Origin of the sequence: Lichenibacterium minor, assembly GCF_004137685.1 — a bacterium.
Classification (GTDB): Bacteria; Pseudomonadota; Alphaproteobacteria; order Rhizobiales; family Beijerinckiaceae; genus Lichenihabitans; species Lichenihabitans minor.
Window position 1 is genome coordinate 120,424 of the sequence record NZ_QYBB01000008.1, and the last position, 26,091, is coordinate 146,514.

The 26,091-nt window shown below is 72.9% G+C and carries 23 protein-coding genes; 9 read left to right on the forward strand and 14 right to left on the reverse strand.

Annotated elements, in window-relative coordinates; all coding sequences use genetic code 11:
- Nucleotides 1-15: 15 nt before the first annotated feature.
- The gene (locus D3273_RS09540) at nt 16-1,485 is read left to right on the forward strand and encodes an FAD-binding oxidoreductase (RefSeq protein ID WP_129225822.1); all 1,470 of its coding nucleotides are present in this window, start codon (nt 16-18) and stop codon (nt 1,483-1,485) included.
- Nucleotides 1,486-1,624: 139 nt separating this feature from the next.
- On the forward strand, nt 1,625-2,806 hold the full coding sequence (gene glcE / locus D3273_RS09545) for a glycolate oxidase subunit GlcE (RefSeq protein ID WP_129225972.1): 1,182 nt from the start codon (nt 1,625-1,627) through the stop codon (nt 2,804-2,806).
- 189 nt (nt 2,807-2,995) lie between these two features.
- Here the strand turns inward: glcE and D3273_RS09550 are convergent, their stop codons facing one another.
- The 4 genes from D3273_RS09550 to D3273_RS09565 form a co-directional block, all read right to left on the reverse strand.
- A complete protein-coding gene (locus tag D3273_RS09550) occupies nt 2,996-3,424 on the reverse strand; it encodes a hypothetical protein (RefSeq protein ID WP_129225824.1) in 429 nt (142 codons plus the stop codon).
- 29 nt (nt 3,425-3,453) lie between these two features.
- Entirely contained in the window at nt 3,454-4,941 is a 1,488-nt protein-coding gene (locus D3273_RS09555) for a hypothetical protein (RefSeq protein ID WP_129225826.1), read from the reverse strand.
- Nucleotides 4,942-4,979: 38 nt separating this feature from the next.
- Nucleotides 4,980-5,552 carry a hypothetical protein gene (locus D3273_RS09560; protein WP_129225828.1) on the reverse strand — a complete coding sequence of 191 codons (573 nt, stop codon included), beginning with the start codon at nt 5,550-5,552 and terminating at the stop codon, nt 4,980-4,982.
- A 199-nt stretch (nt 5,553-5,751) separates the two neighbouring features.
- Nucleotides 5,752-6,630 (reverse strand): LysR family transcriptional regulator, encoded by an 879-nt coding sequence (locus D3273_RS09565; protein WP_165359442.1) that lies wholly within the window; start codon nt 6,628-6,630, stop codon nt 5,752-5,754.
- A gap of 107 nt (nt 6,631-6,737) precedes the next feature.
- Between D3273_RS09565 and D3273_RS09570 the strand changes: the two genes are divergently transcribed.
- Together D3273_RS09570 and D3273_RS09575 are read left to right on the forward strand one after the other, a co-directional pair.
- The gene (locus D3273_RS09570; RefSeq protein WP_165359443.1) at nt 6,738-7,028 is read left to right on the forward strand and encodes a DUF1127 domain-containing protein; all 291 of its coding nucleotides are present in this window, start codon (nt 6,738-6,740) and stop codon (nt 7,026-7,028) included.
- Nucleotides 7,029-7,107: 79 nt separating this feature from the next.
- The gene (locus tag D3273_RS09575; protein ID WP_129225834.1) at nt 7,108-8,118 is read left to right on the forward strand and encodes a DUF2891 domain-containing protein; all 1,011 of its coding nucleotides are present in this window, start codon (nt 7,108-7,110) and stop codon (nt 8,116-8,118) included.
- A 105-nt stretch (nt 8,119-8,223) separates the two neighbouring features.
- Here D3273_RS09575 and D3273_RS09580 read toward each other — a convergent pair whose 3' ends face one another.
- The gene (locus D3273_RS09580; protein WP_129225836.1) at nt 8,224-9,066 is read right to left on the reverse strand and encodes a formate/nitrite transporter family protein; all 843 of its coding nucleotides are present in this window, start codon (nt 9,064-9,066) and stop codon (nt 8,224-8,226) included.
- Nucleotides 9,067-9,260: 194 nt separating this feature from the next.
- On the opposite strand from D3273_RS09580, the gene D3273_RS09585 reads away from it, so the two are divergent.
- Nucleotides 9,261-11,267 carry a COG3904 family protein gene (locus D3273_RS09585; protein WP_129225838.1) on the forward strand — a complete coding sequence of 669 codons (2,007 nt, stop codon included), beginning with the start codon at nt 9,261-9,263 and terminating at the stop codon, nt 11,265-11,267.
- A 16-nt stretch (nt 11,268-11,283) separates the two neighbouring features.
- Here D3273_RS09585 and D3273_RS09590 read toward each other — a convergent pair whose 3' ends face one another.
- Entirely contained in the window at nt 11,284-12,885 is a 1,602-nt protein-coding gene (locus D3273_RS09590) for an AMP-binding protein (RefSeq protein ID WP_129225840.1), read from the reverse strand.
- A gap of 89 nt (nt 12,886-12,974) precedes the next feature.
- On the opposite strand from D3273_RS09590, the gene D3273_RS09595 reads away from it, so the two are divergent.
- Nucleotides 12,975-13,493 (forward strand): RNA pyrophosphohydrolase, encoded by a 519-nt coding sequence (locus D3273_RS09595; RefSeq protein WP_129225842.1) that lies wholly within the window; start codon nt 12,975-12,977, stop codon nt 13,491-13,493.
- Between the two features lie 12 nt (nt 13,494-13,505).
- Here the strand turns inward: D3273_RS09595 and D3273_RS09600 are convergent, their stop codons facing one another.
- From D3273_RS09600 to dxs, 3 genes are all read right to left on the reverse strand, one after another.
- A complete protein-coding gene (locus tag D3273_RS09600) occupies nt 13,506-14,783 on the reverse strand; it encodes a class I SAM-dependent RNA methyltransferase (RefSeq protein ID WP_129225844.1) in 1,278 nt (425 codons plus the stop codon).
- On the reverse strand, nt 14,773-15,525 hold the full coding sequence (locus D3273_RS09605) for a TlyA family RNA methyltransferase (RefSeq protein WP_129225846.1): 753 nt from the start codon (nt 15,523-15,525) through the stop codon (nt 14,773-14,775). The genes D3273_RS09600 and D3273_RS09605 overlap by 11 nt, the downstream gene beginning before the upstream one ends.
- 76 nt (nt 15,526-15,601) lie before the next feature.
- Nucleotides 15,602-17,551 carry a 1-deoxy-D-xylulose-5-phosphate synthase gene (gene dxs, locus D3273_RS09610; protein ID WP_129225848.1) on the reverse strand — a complete coding sequence of 650 codons (1,950 nt, stop codon included), beginning with the start codon at nt 17,549-17,551 and terminating at the stop codon, nt 15,602-15,604.
- Nucleotides 17,552-17,753: 202 nt separating this feature from the next.
- On the opposite strand from dxs, the gene D3273_RS09615 reads away from it, so the two are divergent.
- Nucleotides 17,754-18,332: an HdeD family acid-resistance protein gene (locus D3273_RS09615; RefSeq protein ID WP_165359444.1), complete on the forward strand. Its 579-nt coding sequence runs from the start codon at nt 17,754-17,756 to the stop codon at nt 18,330-18,332.
- A 152-nt stretch (nt 18,333-18,484) separates the two neighbouring features.
- Complete coding sequence (gene ppdK, locus D3273_RS09620) at nt 18,485-21,178, forward strand: pyruvate, phosphate dikinase (protein ID WP_129225852.1); 2,694 nt, start codon at nt 18,485-18,487, stop codon at nt 21,176-21,178.
- Nucleotides 21,179-21,218: 40 nt separating this feature from the next.
- Here the strand turns inward: ppdK and D3273_RS09625 are convergent, their stop codons facing one another.
- From D3273_RS09625 to D3273_RS09645, 5 genes are all read right to left on the reverse strand, one after another.
- The gene (locus D3273_RS09625) at nt 21,219-22,868 is read right to left on the reverse strand and encodes a cisplatin damage response ATP-dependent DNA ligase (protein WP_129225854.1); all 1,650 of its coding nucleotides are present in this window, start codon (nt 22,866-22,868) and stop codon (nt 21,219-21,221) included.
- Complete coding sequence (locus tag D3273_RS09630) at nt 22,865-23,893, reverse strand: ligase-associated DNA damage response exonuclease (RefSeq protein WP_129225856.1); 1,029 nt, start codon at nt 23,891-23,893, stop codon at nt 22,865-22,867. Before D3273_RS09630 ends, D3273_RS09625 begins: the two co-directional genes overlap by 4 nt.
- Nucleotides 23,894-23,930: 37 nt before the next feature.
- Nucleotides 23,931-24,188, reverse strand: a complete 258-nt coding sequence (locus D3273_RS09635) for a hypothetical protein (RefSeq protein ID WP_129225858.1) — start codon at nt 24,186-24,188, stop codon at nt 23,931-23,933.
- Nucleotides 24,189-24,251: 63 nt separating this feature from the next.
- Complete coding sequence (locus D3273_RS09640) at nt 24,252-24,494, reverse strand: hypothetical protein (RefSeq protein WP_129225860.1); 243 nt, start codon at nt 24,492-24,494, stop codon at nt 24,252-24,254.
- Nucleotides 24,495-24,735: 241 nt separating this feature from the next.
- A complete protein-coding gene (locus D3273_RS09645; RefSeq protein ID WP_129225862.1) occupies nt 24,736-25,095 on the reverse strand; it encodes a hypothetical protein in 360 nt (119 codons plus the stop codon).
- A 93-nt stretch (nt 25,096-25,188) separates the two neighbouring features.
- Here D3273_RS09645 and D3273_RS09650 point away from each other — a divergent pair, with 93 nt between their 5' ends.
- A complete protein-coding gene (locus D3273_RS09650; RefSeq protein WP_129225864.1) occupies nt 25,189-26,091 on the forward strand; it encodes a class I SAM-dependent DNA methyltransferase in 903 nt (300 codons plus the stop codon).

Sequence of the window (26,091 nt, forward strand, 5' to 3'; positions counted from 1 at the left end):
CCGGGAGGACCCAGCATGTCGGCCATCGCCTTCCCCGCCCCCGATCCGTCCGTCGTGGCGCGGCGCGCCTCCATCGTGGCCGGGCTGGCCGCCCTCGTCCCCCCCGAATGCCTCGTCGACAGCGAGGACGAGCGCCGCGCCTTCGAAACGGACGGGCTCACCGCCTACCGGCAGGTGCCGCTCGCCGTCGTGCTGCCCCGCACCACCGAGGAAGTGTCGGCGGTGATGCGCTACCTGCACCGGGAAGGCATCAAGGTGGTGCCGCGCGGCGCCGGCACGTCGCTGTGCGGCGGCGCCATCCCGCAGCCGGACGCCGTGGTGGTGGGAGTGGGCAAGCTCAACAAGGTGCTGGAGATCGACTACCCCAACCGCACCGCGCGGGTGGAAGCGGGCGTGACCAACCTCGCCATCACGGGCGCGGTGTCGCACGAGGGCTTCTTCTACGCGCCCGACCCGTCGTCGCAGCTCGCCTGCACCATCGCGGGCAACATCGCCATGAACTCGGGCGGGGCGCACTGCCTGAAATACGGCGTCACCACCAACAACGTGCTCGGCGTCCGCATGGTGATGGTGGACGGCACCGTGGTGGACATCGGCGGCCAGCACATGGACGCCGGCGGGCTCGACCTGCTCGGCCTCGTGGTGGGGTCGGAAGGGCAGCTCGGCGTCGTCACGGAAGCCACCGTCCGCATCCTGCGCGCCGCCGAAGGCGCCCAGCCGGTGCTGTTCGGCTTCGATTCCGTCGAGGAGGCCGGCGACACCGTGTCGGCCATCATCGGGGCCGGCATCGTGCCGGTGGCGATGGAATACATGGACAAGGTGGCGATCGAGATCTGCGAAGCCTTCGCCCACGCCGGCTACCCGCTCGACGTCGAGGCCATGCTGATCATCGAGGTCGAGGGCTCGCCGGACGACATGACCGAGCAGCTGCGCAAGATCATCGCCATCGCGCGCCAGCACGGCGTCAAGACCATCAAGGAGAGCCGCTCGGCGGCCGAAACCGCGGCGATCTGGAAGGGGCGCAAGTCCGCCTTCGGGGCCACGGGCCGCGTCGCCGACTACATCTGCATGGACGGCACCATCCCCACCGGCCGCCTGCCCGAGGTGCTGCGCCGCATCCGGCAGATCACCGACGGCTACGGGCTGAAGGCCGCCAACGTGTTCCACGCCGGGGACGGCAACCTCCACCCGCTGGTGCTCTACGACATCAACGATCCCGCCGAGCAGGAGAAGGCCGAGGAAGCCGGCAACGACATCCTCAAGCTCTGCGTGGAGGTGGGCGGCTGCCTCACGGGCGAACACGGCGTCGGCATCGAGAAGCGCGACCTGATGCGCTACCAGTTCGACAAGGTCGACCTCGACCAGCAGATGCGCGTCCGCGCCGCCTTCGATCCGGACTGGCTCCTGAACCCCGCCAAGGTGTTCCCGCTCGACGGGCGCGTGCCGGCGACCCCGCGGGCGCCGCTGCCCCAAGCCGCGGAGTGACGCGCCCCTCCTCCCCGGCGGGGAGGAGGGACGCACGGCGGGGCGGCGGGGAAGCCCGCTCGTGCCCGAGAGCACCTCATCCGGCCCTCCGGGCCACCTTCTCCCCTGGGGGGAGGAGGGACGCATGTCCGAGACCCGCATGAGCCTCCACACGCCTGCCACCGAAGCCGAAGCCTGCGACGCCGTCGCGGCGGCCCGCGCCGCCCGCCGACCGCTGTCCCTCCAGGGCGGCGGCACGCGCGCCGGGCTGGGCCGCCCCAGCAACGCCGTCGACGTCCTGTCCTCGGCGGGCCTCACCGGAATCACCCTCTACGAGCCGTCCGAGCTCGTCATCGGGGCGCGGGCCGGCACGCCGGTGCGGGTGCTGGAAGCGACGCTGGCCGAGCGCGGCCAGATGCTGCCCGTGGAGCCGGCGGACCATCGACGGCTCTATGGGCGGCAGGGCGAGCCGACGGTCGGCGGGCTCGTCGCCACCAACGCGTCGGGCCCCCGGCGCTTCGCGGCCGGCGCCGTGCGCGACCACCTCATCGGCGTGCGGGTGGTCAACGGCTTCGGGGACGCGGTGAAGTCCGGCGGCCGGGTGATGAAGAACGTCACGGGGCTCGACCTCGTGAAGCTCGAATGCGGCGCCCACGGCACGCTGGGCTTCCTCACCGAGGTCACGTTCAAGGTGGTGCCGCGGCCCGAAACCGCGCTGACGCTGCTGTTCTCCGGCCTCGACGATGCCCGCGCGGTCGCGGCGCTGACGCGGTCCATTGGCACGCCCTTCGAGGTCACGGGCGCCGCCCACCTGCCCGGCGCCGGCGGCGCGCCGGCGCGCACCCTGCTGCGGCTCGACGGCTTCGCGTCCTCGGTCGCCGACCGGGCGACGAGGCTGTCCGCCCTCCTGGCCGAGTTCGGCGCCCCCGAGCGGCTGGCCGAGGGCGTCGCGGCCCCCCTGTGGGACGACATCCGCGATGGCGTGGCGCTCGGCGCCGGGCGCGACGAGGCGGTGTGGCGCGTGTCGGTGGCGCCGACGCGCGGGCCCGCCGTGGCGGCGCGGCTCGCCGGGGTGGCGCTGCGCCACAGCTTCGACTGGGGCGGCGGCCTGATCTGGGTGACGACGGACCCGTCCGGCGACGCGGGCGCGTCCTCGATCCGTGCCGCGGTGGCGGAGGTGGGCGGGCACGCCACGCTGGTGCGGGCACCCGACGCCGTGCGGGCCGCCGTCGACGTGTTCGAGCCGCTGGCGCCGCCGCTGGGGGCCGTGACGGCGGCCATCAAGGCGAGCTTCGACCCCGACCGGCTGTTCAACCCGGGGCGCATGTACGGCGGGGTGTGAGGCAGCCGCGGCGGGGTCGGCCCGGCACCGCCTCCGGGCAGCGAAGGACCACGCGCCTCGCGGCGGCCGTCGCGGCCGGCGGCATCCATGCCGCATCATCGGCGACTGCGGCGCCGCCCCTCCCCCCGACTGGATCGGGGCGGGCCCGAAGCCCGTCGCGGGCGAGGGCGGGACCCGAGCGGGCGGGGCCTACCGCGCCCCGCCGCGCGACGCGAAGGTCCGCTGGAACTCGTCGATGATCGTGTCGTGGAACTTCGACAGCCAGCCTTCCGCCGTCTTGGCGCGGTTCTCGGCCGCGTCGGCCCGCTTGTCGGCGGCGGCGATGCGAGTTTCCAGCACCTTCACGTGGTCGGCGTGGCGCTGCACCAGCTCGGCCTGGTATTCTTCGGACGCCGCGGCGCGCTCGTCGGCCATGCGGATGGCCTCGAAGGCCTCGCTGACGAGGTCGAGCGCCGACGACCAGTCGCGCTTGCTCCCGCCCTCGGCGGCGGTTTGGAGCAGCTTGTCCTTCATCGAGGACGAGAACTCCACCACGCGGTCCGACGACGGCGCAGGGGGGACGACCGCCAGGGCGGTCGGCTCGGAATCCTCGGTCCGGCTCTGCAGTGCAGCGTCCATGCTGGCATCCTCTTCGGGGTAAGGGGCCGTCACGCGCCCGGCTCGGGCGGCGCGAAGGCCATGACGTTGCTGTCGGCCGGGCGCGGCGCTTCGGCGTCGAGCTCGGCGAGGTCGTCGAGCGCGCGTCCCTCGGGGGCGGCGCCGGTGCGGCGCTTCAGCGCCGTGTATTGGGCGAGCAGCGACGAGCGGCTCTTGCGCGCGATGTCGAGCGCGCCGTGGGCCAGCGAGCGCTCGGCCCGCTCGCTCTGCAGCTCCTCGATCATGCGCCGGTGCGTCGCCTCGAACTCCGAGCGCTCCAACGCGAAGCGGGCGTTGAGGCTTTCGATGCGGTCGAGCAGCGTCGCGCTCTTGCGGTTGGCGGCGTCGAGCGCGCCGTCCTTGGCCGCCACCGCCTTGGCGAGCATGTCGGCGCGGTTGCCGAGCTCGATGTTGGAGCGCTGCATGTCGCCGAGCTGGGCGCCGGTGCGGGCCGAGGCTTCCAGGGCGGATTCTAGCCGGCGCTCCAGCGACAGCCGCTCGGCGGTGGCGTCGCGCAGGCCCTTCTCGGCCACCCGGAAGGCTTCGGATTTGTCGTGGAGCTGGTCGCGCAGGTGGGCGATCAGCTTGTCGGTGTTGGCGACATGGGCCGTGAGACCGTCGATCTTCATCGACCGGGACGCCAGTTCCATCTCGTGCGCGGCGCGCTCGGCGTCCCGCGCCGCCTCGCTCTTCTGCCGGGCCGATTGTTCGACGGCGAACTTGCCCTGCACCAGCGCCGTGGTGCTGCGCGCCATCTGGAGCTGCGGCTCGAGGTCCGCCACGATGCGGTTGAGCCCGGCGATCTTCAGCGACAGCGTTTCGGTCAAGGCCCCCAGGCGCGACGTTTCCGCGTCCGACAGCCCCAGGGTTTCGCGCGCTTCGGCGAGGGCGCGCTCGGTCGCCACGCGCGCTTCCTCGGCGACCGCCAGCTCACCCCGCAGCGCGGCGTTGTCGTCCGCCAGCGATTTCGCGCGGTCGGCCTCGGCGAAGAGGCGAGATTCCAGGCTGTCGCCGTGGCTCTTCAGGTCGGACGTGCGGATGCGCAGCTCCGTCACCTGAACGTCCTGGCGGCGGATGGTTTCTTCGCGGTCGGTCAGGGCCGCCAGCGCGTCCTGGAAGTCGCCGAAGGTCTTGGCGCTCACCACCTGCAGCGCGCCGAGCTCCGCCCGCGCGGTGGCGGCGAGGTCGCGCTCGCGCGCCAGCAGGGCTTCCACCTCCATCAGCCGCGCGCGGGACGCCGCGTGCTGGTCGACGAAGTCGTTGAGCGGGCCGACGATGAGGCCGAACTCGGCCGACAGCGAGCGCACCTCGTCGAGGCGCTCCGCCATGCGGTTCACCCGGTCGCGCACGCTTTCGCTCTGCTGGCCGAGCGCGTCGAGCGGCCCGCCGCCGGCGAGCTGCGCCGGGCGCGGGGCGGGGGCCGACACGGGTGCGGGCCGGGTCGCGGCCACCTCCGCGGGGGGCTCGCGCCGCTTCAACAGGGACCAGCCTTCGAACATCGGATTCCCGCACTCCCCATCGCGCGCCGACCGGACCGTCAGCCGGCCGGAGCCTCGTCCACCGCCACCAGCAGCGCTTTGTGGGCGGTCGACCCCCGGCCGAAGGCCGACACGATCTTGGAATGGAGCCCGTGGGACAGGCCCAGGGCTTCGGCGGCCTGGCGCTCCGCCGCGTCGGCGCGGGCGCGCTCGGCTTCGAGCTGGGTTTCGGCGAGCTCGGCGCGCTGCTGGGCGGCGGCGAGGCGGCGCTCCAGCTCCTGCGCGTCGCTCTTCAGGCCGGCCGCGAGCCTTTGCCAGTCGAGGACCTTGGCCTGCGCCGCCACCACGGCGCCTTCGGCCCGCATCGACACGTCCTCGAGCGAGGCTTCGAGCTGGTCGCGCCGGTCATACAGGATTTCGAGCGCCTTGGCGGCGCATTCGAGCAGGCTCAGGGCCGTCTGGTAGTTGCGCGGCGTCAGCGCCGCCGGCTCGGCCGCGTCCTGCGTCGGCATCAGGTCGAGCCGCCCCCGTCCGGCCACCGCCGCCTCGGACGCGCCGCCCTCGATGATGGAGATGATGCCCCGGTCGGGGCGCAGCGGCATCGCCTTCGATACGGGCTGGACAAGGCTCAAGGCGAAACTCCCGTCGGGCACGGCATCGGACGACAACCTGGGATGTCATCGTCATTGCGACCTGTCGCGGACTGTTGCAGGATTCAACATCACGCGCAATCGCATCCGACGATGCACCGCCGCCGCGACCGCGTCGATGCACAGCGGAATGGAACGGCGGGCCCCCGCGACAGCATCGAGCGGCCCGGCCGGCGCCGCGTCACGCCGCGTCGCGCATCGCCGCCGCGCCCGCGCCGAGGCTCGCCCGCACCTCGTCGGCCAGCGCCGCCACGACGGGCGAGCGCGCGCCCGGCCGGCGCAACAGGCCGAGCCGCACCGAGGGCAGCGCCGGCAGGCCCGCCTCGGCGCCGACCAGCCGCTGGCTCGCCGCGTCCACCACGGCCAGGGGCAGCACCGTCACGGCTTGGCCGGCCCGCACCACGGGCGCGATGGCGGAATAATGGGTCGAGGTCATGAACATGCGCGTCGCCACGCCGGCTTCGGCCAGGGCCGCGATGGCGACCTGCCGCCACGCGCAGCTGGGCGTCGACAGGGCGAGGGGCAGCGGCCGCTGCGCCTCGATCGGCCCGGCCCTGAGCCCCGCCACCCAGACCAGGGGCTCCTCGCGCAGCACTTCGCTGCCGGGGATGTCGTCCGACGCCGTGACGATGCCGACGTCGACCTCGCCGCTGCGGATGCGATCGGCCACCTCGATGCTGGGGTGGCACAGCACCGACAGCTCCACGCCGGGGTGGCGCAGGGCGAAGCGGCCGACGATGTCGCCGAGGAACAGCTCGGCGTAGTCGTCCGGGATGCCGAGCGTCACGCGGCCCGTCAGGCCCTCGGCGGCGAGGTCGGCCAGCGCCGCGGCTTCCACCTGCAGGATGCGGCGCGCGTGCTCCACCAGCCGCTCGCCGTCCGGCGACAGCCGCGTGCCCCGCCCCTGCTTCACGAACAGGGCGCGGTCGAGCCGCTCCTCCAGCCGCCGCACGTGCATCGACACGGCGCTCTGCGTCTTGTTCACCCGGTCGGCCGCGCGCGTGAAGCTGCCCGTGTCGACGATGGCCAGGAAGGACCGGAGCTGATCGGTGTCGAGCATGGAACGATGCCAAATCGTGATCGAACGCATGAAAAGCATTCGTTGGACCCATGAATGGCCCCGCCCCACCTTGGCGTCAAGGCCGCTCAGGCCCCGGAGGTCACGCCATGCTGCTGATGATCGAGAAGCCCCGCCCCACCCCCGCCGAGCGCGGGTTCCGCACCCTGTCGCGCGCCTTCCGCGCCATGCCGGCCATCCTCGACTGGATCGTGATGGGGCCGTTCCGCGCCGCCGAAGCCCGGCACACCCTCGACACCCTGGCGGCGATGAGCGACCACGAGCTCCGCGACATCGGCCTCGACCGCGGCGACCTCCGCGACGCCACGGCGCTGCCGGCCGGGCGCGACCTGGGCCTGTTCCTCGACGGGCGGCGGGGTTGGCGCCGCGCCCGGCGCTGATGGAACTCCCGCGCCCGGAGCGCGTCGTCCTGCCGGGCCGGGGCCCCCTCCGGGCCCCGCGCGGAAGGCGTGAGGCGCGATGCGGACCATCCTCACCGAAGAGCGCGCGGCGGGTTTCGCCCGCATCGCGCTCGGCCACGTCGAGCGCGACTATCCCAACAAGCTCGACCACGTCATGGACGGGCCGGCCGACGCCGCGGTGCCGCGGGCGCTGCACCCGGTGTTCTTCGGCTCCTTCGACTGGCACAGCTGCGTCCACGGCCATTGGATGCTGGCCCGCCTGCTCCGCCGCTTCCCCGCCATGGAGCCGGCCGGCGCGGTGCGGGACCTGTTCGACCGTCGGCTGACCCCGGACGCCGTCGCGGGCGAGATCGCCTATCTGTCCCGGCCGTCGTCGCGCGGCTTCGAGCGACCCTACGGCTGGGCGTGGCTGTTGAAGCTCGCCGCGGAGCTGCGCGGGCTCGACGGCCCCGGCCAGGCCGCCTGGGGGGTGACGCTGGCGCCGCTCGCCGACGCCTTCGCGGACCGCTTCCTCGCCTTCCTGCCCAAGGCCGCCTATCCGGTCCGCACCGGCACGCATTTCAACGGCGCCTTCGCGCTGGCGCTGGCCCGCGACTACGCCGTGGCGACGGAGGACGACGCGCTCCTCGGCCTGCTGTGGGAGAAGGCGGTCGATTGGTTCGGGCGCGACCGCGGCTGCCAGGCCTGGGAGCCGGGTGGCGACGACTTCCTGTCCCCGGCGCTCATGGAAGCGGAATGCATGCGCCGCCTGCTGCCGCCCGGCGAATGGCGGCCCTGGTTCGACGGCTTCCTGCCCGGCCTCGCCGGCGGGCATCCCGAAGCGCTGTTCCGCCCCGCATCCGTCAGCGACCGCTCGGACGGCAAGATCGCCCATCTCGACGGGCTGAACCTCAGCCGCGCCTGGTGCTGGCGCGGCCTGGCCTCGGCCCTGCCGGCGTCGGACCCGCGCCGCGCCCTCCTGGAGGACGCGGCCGAGCGCCACCTGGAAGCGGGGCTCGGCACGGTGCGGGGCGACTATATGGGCGAACACTGGCTCGCCAGCTTCGCCGTCCTGGCGCTGGAAGCGTGATCCCGGAGCGGCGCGCCGTTTCGCGACGCCGGCGGTCGAAGGTTTCGACCGATGGGGAGTGCCCGAGCGCGATATCGGGCCCGGCTTCGCCGACCGGGCCCGGCATCACTCGGCGGGGCTGACCGCCGGCGCCGACAGGCGGGCGACGCGGGGGGCGCCCGTGCGGACGTGGGTCGAGTAGAGCATCAGGCCCGTGAAGGCGAGGCCGCCCACGATGTTGCCGAGCAGCGTCGGGATCTCGTTCCAGACGAGATAGTCCAGCACCGAGAAATGGCCGCCCATGATCAGCGCCGAGGGGAACAGGAACATGTTCACCACCGAATGCTCGAAGGTCATGAAGAAGAACACCGTGATGGGCATCCACATGGCGATGACCTTGCCGGGCACGGAGGTGGAGATCATGGCGCCGATGACGCCGGTCGACACCATCCAGTTGCACATCATGGCGCGGACGAAGAGCGTCAGCATGCCGGACGCGCCGTACTTCGAATAGCCGAGCGTGCGGGCCTCGCCGATGCCGGCGATCAGCGTGCCGACGGGGTTCGGCGCCGTCGCGAAGCCGAAGGTGAACACGATCGACATCATCACGGCGACCGTCAGGGCGCCGGCGAAATTGCCCAGGAACACGAGCACCCAGTTGCGCAGCACGTTGCCGGCGTTGACGCCGGGGCGCCCGTCGATCAGCGCGAGCGGGGTCAGCACCACCACGCCCGTCAGCAGGTCGTAGCCGAGCAGGTACAGCATCACGAAGCCGACCGGGAACAACAGCGCCCCCACCAGCGGCTGCCCGGTGGTCTGATTGATGGTGACCGCAAAAGCGGCAGCCAGCGCCAGGATGGCGCCCGCCATATAGGCACGGATGAAGGTGTCGCGGGTGGCCATGAAGACTTTGGCCTCGCCGGCGTCGATCGCCTTCTTCACGAAGTCTGCGGGCACGAGATAGGACATACTCGGGGTTCCTTTGCGTGTGGTCGCCCCCGCGACAGCATTCCCCGTGCCAAAGATCGCGGCCCCGGGGCCGTCCGTGCGGCATCGCGGGGGCCTGTCTCCTTCCGGCACCGCGGCCGCCGGACGGTCGACCATTGAAAGTTGCAAGCCGGGGACGATGTCACCCGGCATCTCCCGCTTGCCGGTCCCGCGTCATGCCCCGTCCGTCGCCGATCCTGCCGATGCTTTCGGCGCTCCCCGTCGTCGCCGGCCTCGCCGGGCCCGCCGCGGCCTTCACGCCCGCCGAGGGCAAGATGCCGATGACGGTGACGCTGGTGCGGAGCGACGCCCCGGGCTGCGGGGACGGCTGCGCCGAATGGCTGGCGCTGACCGGGGTGATCGGTCCGGGCACGCCGGCCCTGTTCTCCGCGGCCCTGGCCCGGCTCGGGCGGAAATCCGTGCCGGTCCTCGTCGACTCGCCCGGCGGCGCCGTGCAGGCCGCCATGGCGATGGGCCGCGCCATCCGGTCGCGCGGGTTGACGGTGGCGGTGGCGGGAACGGCGCTCGACGACTGCGCGGCGACGGACAGCGCCTGCGCGGCGCGGCGGCGGGCCGGGGAGCGGCCGGGCTTCGTCGCCGGCGGCGTCGCCGCCTGCGCTTCCGCCTGCGTGCTGATCCTGGCGGCCGGGACCGAGCGGTCCGTCGGCGATCACAGCTACGTCGGCGTGCACCAGATGGTCGTGCATCAGACGCTGACGCGGGTGATGAACTATTTCCGCATCATGCGCCGCATGGTGAACGGCCGCCCCGTCGAGGTCAGCCGCACGCTGATCGAGACGCGGCCGATCTCCTCGCGCCAAGTGCAGAAGGCCGCCCCGGAAACCATGTATTCCGAGGTCGACCGCTACCTGCTCGGCCTCGGCATCGCCGAATCCATCATGCCGCTGATGCGTTCGGCCCCGCCGAGCGGCATCCATTGGATGACGCCCGCCGAGCTGGCGTCGACGCGGATCGCGACGGACACCACCGATGCCCGCACGCTCGTCGGGCGGATCGCGGATGCGAAGCCGGCGAGCCCGGAAGCGCCGGGCACGTTGGCGCTCGCGGGCGCCGCGCTGGGCGACGGGGCGCGGATGGTGGGCATCGTCACCTGGCAGATCGCGGGAAGCGCCGCCGCGCCGGCGCTGGTCGGCGAGGTCGACCTGCCCGCGGGGCACCTGCACGGCACGCTCACGATCCGGCGGGACACGGCGCCGGGCGCGACGACGGGCTTCACGGCTTCGGCCGACTTCGGCCCGGCGGGAGCCATCGAACCCGGCCGGGCGTGGAGCTTGGAAGCGCCGCGCATCTGCGACGCCCGGATCTGCGACATGCCCTTCGCGCCCGCGCCCCGGCACGACGATGGGCCGGGCCGGCGGGATTTCGGCGTGATCCCGGCCTGGGGCGACACCCTCCTGTCGGCCCTCCGGAACCGCGACTGGATCACGCTCGGGCTGTCGTCCGACGACGGCAGGAAGGGCTGGGTGTCGCTGTCCATCAAGGACGGCGCGCGCGGACCGGTGGCGGACTGGGAGCGCCGCTGCTGCGGGCTGGCGCTCCCGTCGGCGCCGCCTCCCCCCGCGGTGCAGGCCGCCGCGGCGCCTGCCCCGGCGGCCCCGGCACCCGCCCTCCCGCCCGCGCCCGCGGTGGCGGCCCGTGCCGCGCCCACGGTCGCCACCGCGCGGGCCGGGTTCTCCCTGCTGCGCCCGACCTCGGCGGCCGCACGGAAGGACGGCGGGGCGGCCCTCACCTGGACGCTGATCGCGCCGCTCGACCGGTTCGGCGCGCCGGGCAGCACCGCGCTGCTCGGCGAACTGCCGATCCCCGACGCCGGGCTGCGCGTCAGCCTGGAGGTCGGGCCGGCGGCCGGCGGCGACGTCGAACTCGACGTGAGCCTCGTCGGAAGCCCGGCGATCTTCGGCCCGACCCTGGCGCTGGCGGTCCCGCCGGTGTGGACGGCGGACGGGCACGTGGCGGCCCTGGCCGAGAAGGTCGTCCCCCTGGCCTACGGCGGCGGCTTCCGCACGGTGCTGTCCAGCGGGGCCGAGGTGCCGCCCGGCGCCGACCTCGTGCTCGAACTGACGGACCCGGCGGGCCGCCTCGACATCCGGCTCCCGCTCGACGGCCCGCTCGGCACGCTGCTCCGGCTCGCCCGCAAGGCCCGCGGCCCGGCGACGGGCTGAGCGGCGGCGGGCCGGCTCACCCCCGCTCGCGCAGCACCCGGCGCATCACCTTGCCGGTGGCCGTCATCGGCAGCTCCGCCACGAAGGCCACCTCGCGCGGGTATTCGTGGGCCGACAGGCGCGTGCGGACGAAATGCTGGATCTCCTCGGCCAGCGCGGCGGTGGGCGCGATGCCGTCGCGCGGCACGATCCAGGCCTTGACGATCTCGGTGCGCAGCGGGTCGGGCTTGCCCACGGCCGCGGCCGCCGCCACGGCCGGATGGCGGATCAGGCTGTCCTCGATCTCGACCGGGCCGATGCGGAAGCCCGACGAGGTGATGATGTCGTCGTCGCGGCCGAGAAACGTCACGTAGCCGTCCCCGTCCATCGTGCCGCCGTCGCCCGTCGTCATCCAGTCGCCGGCGAACTTCGCCGCCGTGGCGTCGGGCCTGTTCCAGTAGCCGAGGAACAGGGTGGGATCCGGCCGCCGCACCGCGATCGTCCCGGGCTCGCCCGGCCGACAGGGCGTGCCGTCCGGGCGCAGCACCGCGACGTCGTGGCCCGGCGTGGCCCCGCCGATGGCGCCCGCCCGCGCCACCCCGCGCGCCGCGGAAGAGCCCAGCACGTAGTTGCACTCGGTCTGCCCGTAGACGTCGTCGACCGGGCAGCCGAAGGCGCGCCGCCCCCAGGCCTGGGTTTCCTCGCCCAAAGCTTCGCCAGCCGAGGTGACGCTGCGCAGCCGCGACGGCGCGACACGCTCGGGAGCGGCGGCGCGCAGCATGCGCAGCGCCGTCGGGGGCACGAAGGCGCGCGTCACCGGATGGTCGGCGAGCAGGCGGAACACCGCTTCGGCGTCGAAGCCCCGGCCCCGCATCGCCACCACGGGAACGCCCTCGTGCAGCGCGGGCAGCACCGCGTTGAGGAGGCCGCCCGCCCAGGCCCAGTCGGCCGGCGTCCACATCAGCTCCCCGCCCGCCGGGAAGCCGGCGTGGGAGAAGCGCAGGCCCGGCACGTGGCCGGCCAGCACGCGGTGGGCGTGCAGCGCGCCCTTCGGCTGGCCGGTCGTGCCCGACGTGTAGATCATCAGGGCGGGGTCCTCGATCCCCGTGTCGAGGGGGACGAAGGCGCCCGTTTCGCGCGCCACGATCTCGTCGAGGCCCAGCACGGCGCCGTCGCGCCCGTCGATCGACACGATCGTGCGCAGGGCTGCCGGCGCCGGCGCGATCCCGGCGATCTTCGCCGCACCGCCCGCGTCGGTGATCGCCAGGCTGACCCCGGCGTCGGCGAAGCGATAGGCCAGCGCTTCGGCGCCGAAGACGGCCGCCAGCGGCAGCACGATCGCGCCGAGCTTGTAGGCGGCGCATTGCGCCACGAGGGCCGGCGCGCCCTGCGGCAGGAACACCGCCACCCGGTCGCCGGGCGCGACGCCCAGGCGCCGCAGCGCCAGGGCGAGCCGGTCCGACCGCGCCTTCAGGGCGCCGAAGCTGTCGACGACGGGGCGCGGCCCGTTGAGGTCGAGGACGGCGGGGCGGTCCGGGTCGCGCGCGGCCCAGCGGTCGAGCACGGCCGTGCCGATGTTGAAGCGCGCCGGCGCCGCGTCCTGTGCCGGGCGGCGGTGACGCAGCGGTTGGTGCAGCATGGCGGGATCGTCCATATGACGGGCTGCACTCCCTATATTGCATCGCAGCGGCACCCACCACTGCAGCGCAGCACGAGGATGACGACCCGATGACCGACGCGCCCCCGCCCGAGGCCCCCCTGCCCTACCGGCCCAACGTCGGCATCGCCCTGTTCAACGCCGCGGGGCTGGTCTTCGCCGGCACGGCGGTGAACGCCGGCCCCGAGGTCGTGGTGGCGGGGCACGAATGGCAGATGCCGCAGGGCGGCATCGACGCCGACGAGGACATCGAGGCCGCGGCGCGGCGCGAGTTGTGGGAGGAAACCGGGATCGCCGACGTGTCGCTGCTGGCCGTCACCGCGGACTGGTGGCCCTACGAGTTCCCGCCCTACGGCGGGCGCCGGCACAAGCTCAGCGCCTTCCGCGGGCAGACCCAGCGCTGGGCGGCGCTGCGCTTCGAGGGCGACGAGGCGGCGATCGACCTCACCCGCCCGCCGCCGGGCTGCGTGGTGGAGTTCACCTCCTGGGCCTGGGTGCCGCTGGCGTCCCTGCCCGCGCGGGTGATGCCGCACAAGCGGGCGAACTACGAGAAGGTGGTGGAAGCCTTCGGCCGGTTCGCCGCCGCGTGACGGGCCGGCGCGTCACGACAGGAGCTTGCGCTTCTTGGGCGGCGCGGCCGGACGCGTGAACAGGGCGACGAGCTCGACGTGCGCCGAATAGCGGAACTGGTCCACGGGCTCGACGCTCTCGATCCGGTAGCCGCCCGCCACCAGCGTGGCGGCGTCGCGCGCGAAGGTGCCCGGGTCGCAGCTCACCGCGACCACGCGCGGCACGCCGGACCTGGCGATCTCGGCCGCCTGGGCGGCCGCCCCGGCCCGCGGCGGGTCGAACACCACGGCGTCGAAGGCGGCGAGCTCGGCTTCGGCGAGCGGGCGCTTGAACAGGTCGCGCAGTTCGGTCTTCGGCTGGCGCAGCCCAGGGGCGCCCGCCGCGGCCCGGACCAGGGCCGCCAGGGCGGCGCGCTCGCTGTCCACGGCGGTGACGGAGGCGGTTTCGCCGAGGCGCAACGCGAAGGTGCCGACGCCGCAGAAGAGGTCCGCGACCCGCTTCGCGCCGCCGATGCCGGCCCGCACGCGCTCGACGAGGGCTTCTTCCCCCGCCGCGGTGGCCTGCAGGAAGGCGCCGGGCGGCATCGCCAGGGCGGCACGGCCCATGCGCAGGGTGGGGGCGCGCGCTTCCACCAGCACGTCGCCGTGGTTCGACAGGCGCGCGAGGTCGAGCGCCGCCGCGGCGGAGATCAACGCGCGGGTCTGCGCGTGGTCGGCCTTGCCGAGCCCCCGCAGGTCGAGGTCGAGCCCCGTGTCGGTGGCGGTGACGACGATGTCGAGCGGGCGGCCGGACTGGCTCAGGATGGCGGCGACGCGACGCGCCGCCGGCAGCGCCCCCGCCATGCCGGACGACAGGATGGGGCAGAAGGCGAGGTCGACGATGGCATGGGCCCGCGCCTGCATGAAGCCGACGCGGGGCGGGGAGCGCGGCGCGTCCAGCCGCGAATGGAAGGTGGCGCGCCGCCGGCCGGCGCCGTGAGCGTCCAGCGCCGGGGCGACGGGCGCGTCGAGCCCCGCCTTGGCCAGGGCGGTGACGACGAGGTCGCGCTTCCAGGCCAGGTAATCGGGGGCCGGCAGCGTTTGAACCGCGCAGCCGCCGCAGGTGCCGTAATAGGGGCAGACCGGCTCCAAGCGGTCCGGCCGGGCCACGAGGGTCTCGACGATGCGGGCGCGCTCGCCGTCGCGCTCCGCCAGCACGGTTTCGCCCGGCAGCGCGTAGGGCACGTAGACGGTGTCGCCGTCCCGGTGAGCCACGCCTTCGCCGCGACGGCCGAGGTGGTCGATGGCGAGGCGGACGGCGTCAAACGTCACGGCGGCGGGCTCCGAGCAGGAATTCGAGGTTTCCGTCGCCGCCGGCGATCGGCGAGGGGTGGATCCCCAGGACCCGCCAGCCGGCCGCGTCGATGAAGCCCGCCGCGTCGCGGCACACGGCGGCGTGGACCTCCGGGTCGCGGACGATGCCCTTCTTCAGCGCGGCGCGCCCGGCCTCGAACTGGGGCTTGACCAGCGCCACGAGGACGGCGCCGGGCGCCGCCAGCGCGAAGGCGGGCGGCAACACCACGCGCAGCGACACGAAGCTCGCGTCGCAGACGACCATGTCGACGGGGGCGCCGAGCGCGAGGGCGCGGATGTCGGTCGACTCGCGGGAGTCGACCCGCGGATGCCCGCGCAGCGAAGGGTGGAGTTGGTCGCGCCCGACGTCGACGGCGGTGACGTGGGCCGCGCCGCGCCGGAGCAGGACGTCGGTGAAGCCGCCCGTGGACGATCCCACGTCGAGGCATCGCAGCCCGGCGGGGTCGAGGGCGAAGAGGTCGAGCCCGGCCGCAAGCTTGACGCCGCCGCGCGACACGTAGGGATGGGGCGCCGTGGCCCGGAACGCGGCGCCGGGCGGCACGCGGCTCGCCGGCTTCGCCACGGGGGCGCCGTCGGCGGTGACGAGGCCCGCCGCGATCGCCTCGGCGGCGCGGGCGCGGCTTTCGAAGAGCCCGGCCTCGACCAGCGCCACGTCGGCCCTTTGGGGCCCCGCGGCTCGCTTCGGAGTCTCGGTCGGCATGGCGTTCACGATCCATCCGTCCCGCGGCGCCGGGCCCCGCCGTCCCCGGCGGGAGGCGGGGCCCGGCGCCGTTCGATCAGCCGGCCGCCTTGGGGACGGCGCGGGGCGCGAGCTTCGCCGCCGGCTGGGTGCTTTCGGCGCCCATGCCGAGCGCGTCCTGCACCTTGGCGACGATGCCCTTGGCGTCGAGGCCGGCCTGGGCGTACATCTTCTCGGGCTTGTCGTGGTCGATGAACGTGTCGGGCAGCACCATGGCGCGGACCTTGAGGCCGCCGTCGAGCAGCCCTTCCTCGCTGAGGAACTGCAGCACGAAGGAGCCGAAGCCGCCCACCGAGCCTTCCTCGATGGTGATCAGCACTTCGTGCTTCTCCGCCAGCGCGCGGATCATCTCGCGGTCGAGCGGCTTGGCGAAGCGGGCATCCGCCACCGTGGTGGATAGCCCCATGCCGGCCAGCGTGTCGGCCGCCTTCAGGGCTTCGGCGAGGCGGGTGCCGAGGGACAGGATGGCGACCTGCTTGCCGTCGCGCATGATGCGGCCGCGGCCGATCTCCAGCGGCACGCCGACCTCGGGCATCTCCATGCCGACGCCTTCGCCGCGCGGGTAGCGCAGCGCCGACGGGCCGGAATCGTGGGCCACCTGGGTGGCGACCATGTGGACGAGGTCCGCCTCGTCGGCGGCGGCCATGATGGTCATGTTGGGCAGGCAGCCCAGGAACGCGAGGTCGAACGAGCCCGCGTGGGTGGGGCCGTCGGCGCCGACGAGGCCGGCGCGGTCCATGGCGAAGCGCACCGGCAGGTTCTGGATCGCCACGTCGTGGACGACCTGGTCGTAGCCGCGCTGCAGGAAGGTCGAGTAGATCGCCACGAAGGGCTTGAAGCCCTCGGTCGCCAGCCCGGCCGCAAAGGTCACGGCGTGCTGCTCGGCGATGCCGACGTCGAAGGTGCGGGTGGGATGCGCCTGGCCGAACAGGTCGATGCCGGTCCCCGACGGCATGGCGGCCGTGATGGCGACGACCTTCGAATCCTTGTTCGCTTCCTTGACCAGCGATTCTCCGAAGACGCGCTGGTACTGGGGGGCGTTGGCCTTGGCCTTGGCCTGGGTGCCGGTGATGACGTCGAAGGTGGAAACGCCGTGGTACTTGTCGGCGGCGGCTTCGGCCGGGCCGTAGCCCTTGCCCTTCTGGGTCACGACGTGGAGCAGGACCGGGCCCTTGGCCTCGTCGCGCACGTTGCGCAGCACGGGCAGCAGCTGGTGCATGTCGTGGCCGTCGATCGGGCCGACGTAGTAGAAGCCGAGTTCCTCGAACAGCGTGCCGCCGGTGAAGAAGCCGCGGGCGTATTCTTCGGTGCGGCGGGCCTTGTCGTAGAAGAACTTCGGCAGGTGGTTGGCGAGCTGCTTGCCGAACTCGCGCACCGTGCGGTAGGCGCCGCCCGACACCAGGCGGGCGAGGTAGCCCGACATGGCGCCCACCGGGGGGGCGATCGACATGTCGTTGTCGTTGAGGATGACCAGCATGCGCGACTTCAGCGCGCCGGCGTTGTTCATCGCCTCGTAGGCCATGCCGGCCGACATGGACCCGTCGCCGATCACCGCGATGACGTTGTTGTTGCCGCCCGCGAGGTCGCGCGCCGCCGCCATGCCGAGGCCGGCCGAGATCGACGTCGAGGAATGGGCGGCGCCGAACGGATCGTATTCGCTTTCGGAGCGTTTCGTGAATCCCGACAGGCCCCCGGCCTGGCGGAGCGTGCGGATGCGCGAGCGGCGGCCGGTGAGGATCTTGTGGGGATAGGCCTGATGACCGACATCCCAGATCACGCGGTCGGCCGGCGTGTTGAACACGGCATGGATCGCGACCGTCAGCTCGATGACGCCCAGGGCCGAGCCCAGATGGCCGCCCGTCACCGACACGGCGCTGATCGTTTCAGCGCGCAGCTCGTCGGCCACCTGGCGGAGGTCGGCGTCCGACATGCGCTTCAGCGCGTCCGGCGTGTCGATCTGGTCGAGAAGGGGCGTGGAAACGGTCACGACAGCCTCATGAATGGAAGACCTTGGCTTTGAGGAGCTTTCCCTTCGTTTAGGCGCAAGGTCGCGCGGACGCAAATCCTCCCTGCCCGTCGCGGATCGCAAAGACCGCGTTGTGGGCTTTCCCGCCACAGATTTCCAGAACAAACCGGTCACACATCACCGCTTTGTTCAGCCCTCCCAATCCCGACAGCAAGGTATGACGATGACGATGCAACAGCCGGGCGGCTTCACGACGCGGCGGCGTGGCATGCCGCCGACGGATCAGCTCCGCGCCAACTGGGGCTGGTTCCTCGCGCTCGGCGCGCTCGCCCTGGTGGCCGGCTTCGCCGCCCTCGCCATCGAGGGCTTCGCCACGCTGGTGTCCGTGGTGACGATCGGGGTGCTGGTCGGCATCGTGGGCATCGTCGAGATCGTGCTGGGCTTCCGGGCGCGCGGCTGGGGGCAGGCGCTCTACTGGGAGGTCAGCGGCCTGTTCTACCTCGCGGTCGGCATCTTCGCCTGGGCCGAGCCCGTGAAGGCTTCCGTGGTGATCACGCTGCTGCTCGGCGCGGGCCTTCTCGCCGCCGGCGTGGTGCGCGTCGTGTCGGGCTTCGGCCACCACGACCGCATGCGCGGGCCGCTGATCCTGTCGGGCCTCGTCACCGGCCTGCTCGGGCTCGTCATTGTGGTCGGCTGGCCGTCGAACAGCCTGTCCGTGATCGGCCTGCTGCTCGGCATCGAGCTGGTCTTCACGGGGGTGAACTGGATCGTCTTCGCGCTGCGCCTGCGCTCCCACGCCTGAGGCGGGCCGGGCCGCCCGCCTTCGGCCGGGCGAAATGCCGCCCGGGACGCGGGCGGGCGGCCTCGAAGACCTCGCTCCGCACCGGGCTTCGTGCTTTAAGGCCCGCAATGGCGGCCCTGTGCCGTGAAACGAGGCAGGGTTGGAGCGACGGCATGACGAAGTGGGTTTACGCTTTCGGCGGCGGCCAGGCCGAAGGTTCGGGCAGCCAGCGCGACCTCCTCGGCGGCAAGGGCGCGAACCTCGCCGAGATGGCCCATCTCGGCCTGCCGGTGCCGCCCGGCTTCACGGTGACGACGGAAGTCTGTACCTACTTCTACGCCCATGACCGGCACTACCCGGACACGCTGCAGGCGGATGTCGCCGCCGCGCTGGCGAAGATCGGCAGCCTGACGGACCGGGTGTTCGGCGACGAAGCGCAGCCGCTGCTCGTGTCCGTGCGCTCCGGCGCCCGGGCGTCCATGCCGGGCATGATGGACACCGTGCTGAACCTCGGGCTCAACGACCGCACGGTCGTGGCCCTGGCGGAATCCGCCAAGGACGAAAGGTTCGCCTACGACAGCTACCGCCGCTTCATCCAGATGTACTGCAACGTGGTCCTGGACCTGCCCGGCCACGGTTTCGAGGAGATCCTCGAAGAGTTCAAGGAGCGCCGCGGCGCCGTCCTCGACACGGACCTCGACGCGTCCGACTGGAAGACGATCATCGAGCGCTACAAGGCGAAGGTGCAGTCCGAAACCGGGCAGCCCTTCCCGCAGGACCCGACCGTCCAGCTTTGGGGCGCCATCGGCGCCGTGTTCTCGTCCTGGATGAACAGCCGCGCCAAGACCTACCGGCGCCTCAACGCCATCCCCGAATCCTGGGGCACGGCCGTGACCGTGCAGGCCATGGTGTTCGGCAACATGGGCGACACTTCGGCCACCGGCGTCGCCTTCACCCGCAACCCGTCCGTCGGCACCCACGAGCTTTACGGCGAGTTCCTGGTCAACGCCCAGGGCGAGGACGTGGTGGCGGGCATCCGCACGCCGCAGAACATCACCGAGGTGGCGCGAAAGGCCGCCGGCTCGGACAAGCCGTCGCTCGAAACCGTGATGCCGGAGGTGTTCAGGAGCTTCGTCGAGACGACCGAGCTGCTCGAGCGCCACTACCGCGACATGCAGGACATGGAGTTCACGGTCGAGCGCGGCAAGCTGTGGATGCTGCAGACCCGCAACGGCAAGCGCACCACGAAGGCGGCGCTGAAGATCGCCATCGACATGGCCAACGAGGGGCTGATCACCCGCGAAGAGGCGATCCGGCGCATCGACCCGGCCTCGCTCGACCAGCTCCTGCACCCGACCCTCGACCCGAACGCCAAGCGCGACCTCATCGCCACCGGCCTTCCCGCCTCGCCGGGCGCCGCGCAGGGCGAGATCGTCTTCACCTCGGAGGAGGCCGAGGCCGCCAAGGTCGCCGGCCGCCGGTCGATCCTGGTGCGGGCCGAAACCTCGCCGGAGGACATCAACGGCATGCACGCCGCCGAGGGCATCCTCACCACCCGCGGCGGCATGACCAGCCACGCCGCCGTGGTGGCGCGCGGCATGGGCAAGCCCTGCGTGTCGGGTGCCGGCACGATCCGCGTCGACGCCGCCAAGGGCACGATGTCGTGCGGCGGCGCCGTGCTGAAGAAGGGCGACCTCATCACGGTGGACGGTTCCACCGGCCAGGTTCTGCGCGGGCTCGTGCCGATGCTGGAGCCGGAGCTGTCGGGCGACTTCTCCGCCCTGATGGAATGGGCCGACGCGTCGCGCCGCATGAAGGTGCGCGCCAACGCCGAAACCCCCGCCGACGCCAGGGCGGCGCGGCGCTTCGGCGCCGAAGGCATCGGGCTGTGCCGCACCGAGCACATGTTCTTCGAGGGCGACCGCATCGTGTCGGTGCGCGAGATGATCCTCGCCGACGACGAGGCCGGCCGCCGCGCCGCCCTCGACAAGCTGCTGCCGATCCAGCGCGAGGACTTCCGCCAGCTGTTCGGCATCATGTCGGGGCTGCCGGTGACGATCCGCCTGCTCGACCCGCCGCTGCACGAGTTCCTGCCCCACACCGACGAGGAGATGGACGAGGTCGCGGCTTCGCTGGGCTTGTCGGCCGACAAGGTGCGGCGCCGGGCGCAGGACCTGCACGAGTTCAACCCCATGCTGGGCTTCCGCGGCGTGCGCCTCGCCATCGCCTATCCCGAGATCGCCGAGATGCAGGCGCGCGCCATCTTCGAGGGCGCGGTGCTGGCCGGCAAGGATTCGGGCGAGGTCGTCGAAGCCGAGATCATGGTGCCGCTGGTGATGGCGCTGCCCGAGCTCGACCTCGTCAAGGGCCGCATCGTCGCCATGGCGGAAGCCGTGGCGAAGGAGACCGGGGTCGCGGTGCCCTACACGGTCGGCACCATGATCGAGCTGCCGCGCGCGGCGCTGAAGGCGGGCGAGATCGCCGGGGCGGCGGAGTTCTTCTCCTTCGGCACCAACGACCTGACGCAGACGACGCTCGGCATCAGCCGCGACGACGCGGCGTCTTTCTTGGGCCCGTACACCGCCAAGGGCATCCTCGCCGCCGACCCCTTCGTGACGCTGGACCAGGAGGGCGTGGGCGAACTCGTCGCCATGGCGACGGCGCGAGGTCGCGCCGTCCGGCCGGACATCAAGCTCGGCATCTGCGGCGAGCACGGCGGCGACCCGGCGTCGATCGCCTTCTGCGAGAGCCTGGGGCTCGATTACGTGAGCTGCTCGCCCTTCCGCGTGCCGATCGCGCGCCTCGCGGCGGCCCAGGCCGCCATCGAGAAGGACGGCACGGGGAGCGAGAAGCACAGGACGGTGTGAAGCATCTCGCCCTTCTCCCGGTTCACGGGAGAAGGGCGGCCTACCCCTCGGTGGCGAGCATCTTCTCCAGCACGTCGAAGCGGTCCGCCTCCGCCGTCGGCTTGTCCCAGCGGATGCGCGCCACACGGGGAAAGCGCATCGCCACGCCGGACTTGTGGCGCGTCGAGCGGTTCAGACCCTCGAACAGGATTTCCAGCACCAGCCCTTCCTCGCGCGTGTGCACCACCTCGCGCACCGGGCCGAAGCGCTTGGTCGTGTTGTTGCGCACGAAGCGGTCGAGCTTCACCAGCTCCTGGTCCGTGAAGCCCGAATAGGCCTTGCCGACGGGCACCAGCACGTCGCCCTCCGGCCCATCCTTCCACACCCCGAAGGTGTAGTCCGAGTAGAACGAGGCTCGCTTGCCGTGGCCGCGCTGCGCGTACATCATCACGGCGTCGACGTTGAAGGGTTGGCGCTTCCACTTGTACCAGAGCCCCTTCGGGCGCCCCGGCACGTAGACGCTGTCGCGCCGCTTCAGCATCAGGCCCTCGATGGCGTCGGCGTCGTCGCCCGCGTGATGCGCCGCCGGGTCGGAGCGGATCTCGCCCAGGGCTTCCCAGCTCGCGAAGGGCACGATGGGCGACAGGTCGACCCGGGGATCGTCGATCCGCGCCACGAAGGCTTCGAGGCGCTCGCGGCGCTCGGCGAAGGGCAGCGGGCGCAGGTCCTCGCCGTCCATCAGCAGGATGTCGTAGGCCCGGCAATGGATCGGGTATTGCCCGATGGTCTTCTGCGACACGGTCTTGCGGTTCAGCCGCTGCTGCAGGCTCGAGAAGGGCTGCACGCGGCCGTCGATCACCACCAGCAGTTCGCCGTCCAGCGCCGCCGCGCCCCAGCGACCGTTGGACAGGCTGTCCATCAGGTCGGGGAAGGCGCCGGAAATATCGTCGCCGCTGCGCGAATACAGCCGCTGCGCCGGCCGGCCGTCCTTTTCGAAGCCCGTGATGGCCTGGACGCGGATGCCGTCCCACTTCCATTCCGCCGTGAAATCGGCGGGCGACAGCGCGGCGAAATCCTTGGCCTCGTCGACCGCGTGCGCCAGCATGGGGGTGCGGAACGGCGTCGGGTCGACGGTGTCGGGCTTCGGGCCCGTGCCGGCCGCGTAGGCGAACAGTTCCGCGTAGGGCGGCACGAGCCCGTGCCACACCTCCTCGATGTCGTCCGGCGCGTGCGGCCCCAGCGCCGCCACGGCCGTCTTGGCGAGGCGGGCCGAGACGCCGATGCGCAACGAGCCCGTGATCAGCTTCAACAGCGCCCAGCGGCCGATCTCGTCGAGCCCGTCGAGCCAGCCCGCGATGACGCGCGGCAGCGTCGCCTTGCCGGTGGTCGACAGGGTTTCGACGACCTCGGACAGCAGGGGCGGCTCCGCTTCGCCGTGCCGCGCCGGCCACATCAGGGCCACGGTCTCGCTGAGGTCGCCCACGTAGTGGTACGACATCGCGAACAGCACGGGGTCGGTGCGCTCGGCCGCGAGCCCGCTGATCATGGCCGGCTTGGCGTCGGCGAAGCTCAGCGAGTCGGTCAGGGCCGCCAGCGCGTAGCCGCGTTCGGGGTCCGGGGTGGCGGCGAAATAGGCCGCCATCATGCGGATCTTGCCGTTGCGGCCCGGCTCGAAGGCGAGGCGGTCCAGGAGCTGCGCGAAGTCCCTCATGCGGCGGCGTCGAGCATCTCGTCCTCGGTTTCCTCGCCGTAACCGATGAGGTGCAGCGGCTTGGCGTCGAGCCCCCGGGTGCCGGCCCAATGCACGAGCGCGTCGGCTTCGCCGTGGGTGACCCACAGCTCCTCGCAGCCGGTCTCGACCACGGTGGTGCAGAGCGCTTCCCAATCGGCGTGGTCGGACACGATCAGCGGCAGCTCGACGCCCTTCTGGCGCGCGCGCGCGCGCACCCGCATCCAGCCCGACGCGGCCGCCGTGACGGGGTCGGGGAACTTGCGGGCCCACAGGTCCTTGATGGCGCCGGGTGGGCAGATGACGATCTCGCCCCCGAGCTTCGGGCGCTCCGCCGCCACCACCTTGGGGGTTTCGCCGAGCGCGATGCCCTGCCGCCCGTAATAGGCGGTGAGCTTCTCCAACGCCCCGTGGACGTAGATGGGGCGGTCGTAGCCGGCGGCGCGCAGCAGCGCCATCAGCCGCTGCGCCTTGCCGAGCGCGTAGGCGCCGAGGATGTGGGTGCGTTCGGGGAACAGCGCGCGCGACGCCAGCAGCTTGCCGATCTCGTCCGCCGCATCCGGGTGGCGGAACACCGGCAGGCCGAAGGTCGCCTCCGTGATGAAGGCGTGGCAGCGCACGGGCTCGAACGGCAGGCAGGTGGGATCGATCGCGCGCTTGTAGTCGCCCGATACCACGAGGTGGAAGCCGCCCTGCTCGATCTCGATCTGCGCCGAGCCCAGGACGTGGCCGGCGGGATGGAAGCGCACCCGCACAGCGCCGACCCGGGTCCACTCGCCCAGCACCGCGACCTGCCGCGACAGCGTGAAATCCTCGCCGTAGCGCAGGGCCATGATGTCGAGCGTTTGGGCGGTCGCCATCACGGCGTCGTGGCCCGAGCGCGCGTGGTCCGAATGCCCGTGGGTCACGAGGGCCCGCGGCACGGGGCGCATGGGGTCCAGATGAAAATCGCCGCCCGCGCAATAAAGCCCGAGCGGCGTCTGGGTGAGGATCTGGCTGGCCGACATGGTCCCTTCAGCCGCGCTCAAGGGCTCGCATGCGCGGTCAATCGTTGCAGACGAGCTTCTTGGCGGTGTGGAGCTGGCCGCCCGGACGGGGAACACGGCGAAGCTCGAACACGCAATCCTCGTCATCGGGCCCGAAGGCCTGGACGACGTGGATGCCGCGGTTGACCGTGAGGGGGCGCAGCAGGGCCTGCCCTTGGGCCGCCATGGGGACGGCGAGGAGCGGAGCGCCGACGAAGCAGGCCATCACGACGAGGCCCAGGCGGCGCATGTGTGTGGTGGAAGCCTTCGAAGCCATGATGACCAACCCCCGCTAAAACCGCCGCGATATCGAGACCACGGCGGACCGTCCGCCGGACGTTCAGTCGTCCGACGAGACCCGACGCCGGGCATCGTGGCTCCGGACGTAGACCGGCCGGTAAACGAGGCGCTCGCTGTCGCGCAAACGCTCCGACTGTGACGCCAAGGCGACATGGGCCACCGCCGCCGACACGGTCGCGGACAGAATGCCGATCGCCAGGGGGACGGAGCCGAGCGCCGCGACGGCGGCCACCAGGGTGGCGGTGCCGGCGACCAGGATCGCCCGTGTCGGAAGAGAGTTCATGATGCTGTCCACCCCGTTCTCGGCTTGACAACGGCCCCGCTTGGGCTTGGTTGCAGCGTCGCGGCGCCCGTCGCCGCTTTTTCATGATTCGTAAATAAGATCGTGGGTCCGTCGCGCAACGCGGCCGGGCCTTCATGCCGCGGTGCGGAACCCGCGACCGGAGGATGGCACGCCGGCGGCCGGTCGGGGCGGCCCTTTCCGCCGCGGGGTTAAGGCCCTCTTGCCGCCGCCGCGGCGGGCTTCACCGGCACATGGGGATCGGCGCATAGCCGGCGAAGTTGCCGTCCGGATCGTATTCGGGCTGGACGGCCGCGGGGCAGCCGTTGCCGACCGCGAGCGGGCTCGGCACGCCGGGGAGCAGCGGATAGCCGTAGATGTCGTAGCGCAGCGGCGCGGGCCGCACCGGCCCGCGGGCGACCCGGAATCCCCCGCCGCCGAAGGCCGGCACGGTGAAGCTCTGCGCGCCGTAGATGGGCGGGGGCGAGGACAGGAACGGCAGGTCGGCGGCCCGCGCCGGCGCGACGCCGGCCCAGGCCAACGCGAGCGGCAGGGCGGACAAGGGCAACAGCGCGGGGAAGCGGGGCGGGATCGGTCGCGTCATCGGCATCGGGTCCAGGGTCGGAGTCGGGCGGCAGGATGGGCGCGCCACCCTTCGGCCGTGTTAAGGCGGAGCTCCCCGCATCGCGAGCCGCCCGTGTCCTCCTCGTCAGACCTCATCGCCGACCGCCGCTTCGCCTGGGCCCGGGGCTACGCGGAAGACGGCGACCATGCCGCCGCCGCCGACCTCCTCGCCCAGGTGGTGGAGCGCGCCCCGGCCTGGGCGCCGGGCTGGGCGGCGCTGGGCGAAGCGCGCGAGCGCTCGGGCGACCCCGCCGGGGCGCGGCGCGCCTGGGCCGAGGCGGCGGCGCTCGACCCCGCGGGGACGCTCGGCGCGGACGCCCACGTCGCCCGCCTCGACGGCCGCACGCCGCAGAACCTGCCGGCCTCCTACGTCCGGGCGCTGTTCGACGATTACGCGCCGCGCTTCGACCGCCACCTCGTCGACGCCCTCGATTACCGCGGGCCGGCCGTGCTGGCGGATGCGCTGGAGCGCGCCGCGCCCGGGCGCCGCTTCGCCGCCGCGCTCGACCTCGGCTGCGGCACCGGGCTGATGGGCCTCGCCCTGCGCGGCCGGGCCGACCGGGTGGACGGCGTCGACCTGTCGCCCGCCATGGCGGAGCGGGCGCGCGCCACGGGCGCCTACGCGGCCGTCGCGGCCGGCCCGCTCGACGAGGCGCTCGCCGCCGCGGCCGCGGGGTCGCTCGACCTCGCGGTGGCGGTCGACGTGCTGGTCTACGTCGGGGACCTCGCGCCCGTCTTCGCCGGCGCGGCGCGGGCGCTGGCGCCGGGCGGGCTGCTCGCCGTCACGGTGCAGACCCTTCGCGAGGGGGACGGCTTCGCGCTCGGCCCCGACATGCGCTTCTCCCACGCGCCGGGTTTCGTCGAAGCCGCGCTGCGCGGCGCGGGGCTCGCCCCGGTCCTGCTGGAGCCGGCGTCGACGCGGCGGGAGAAGGGCGTGGCCGTGCCGGGGCTCGTCGCGGTGGCGTCCAAGGCCTAG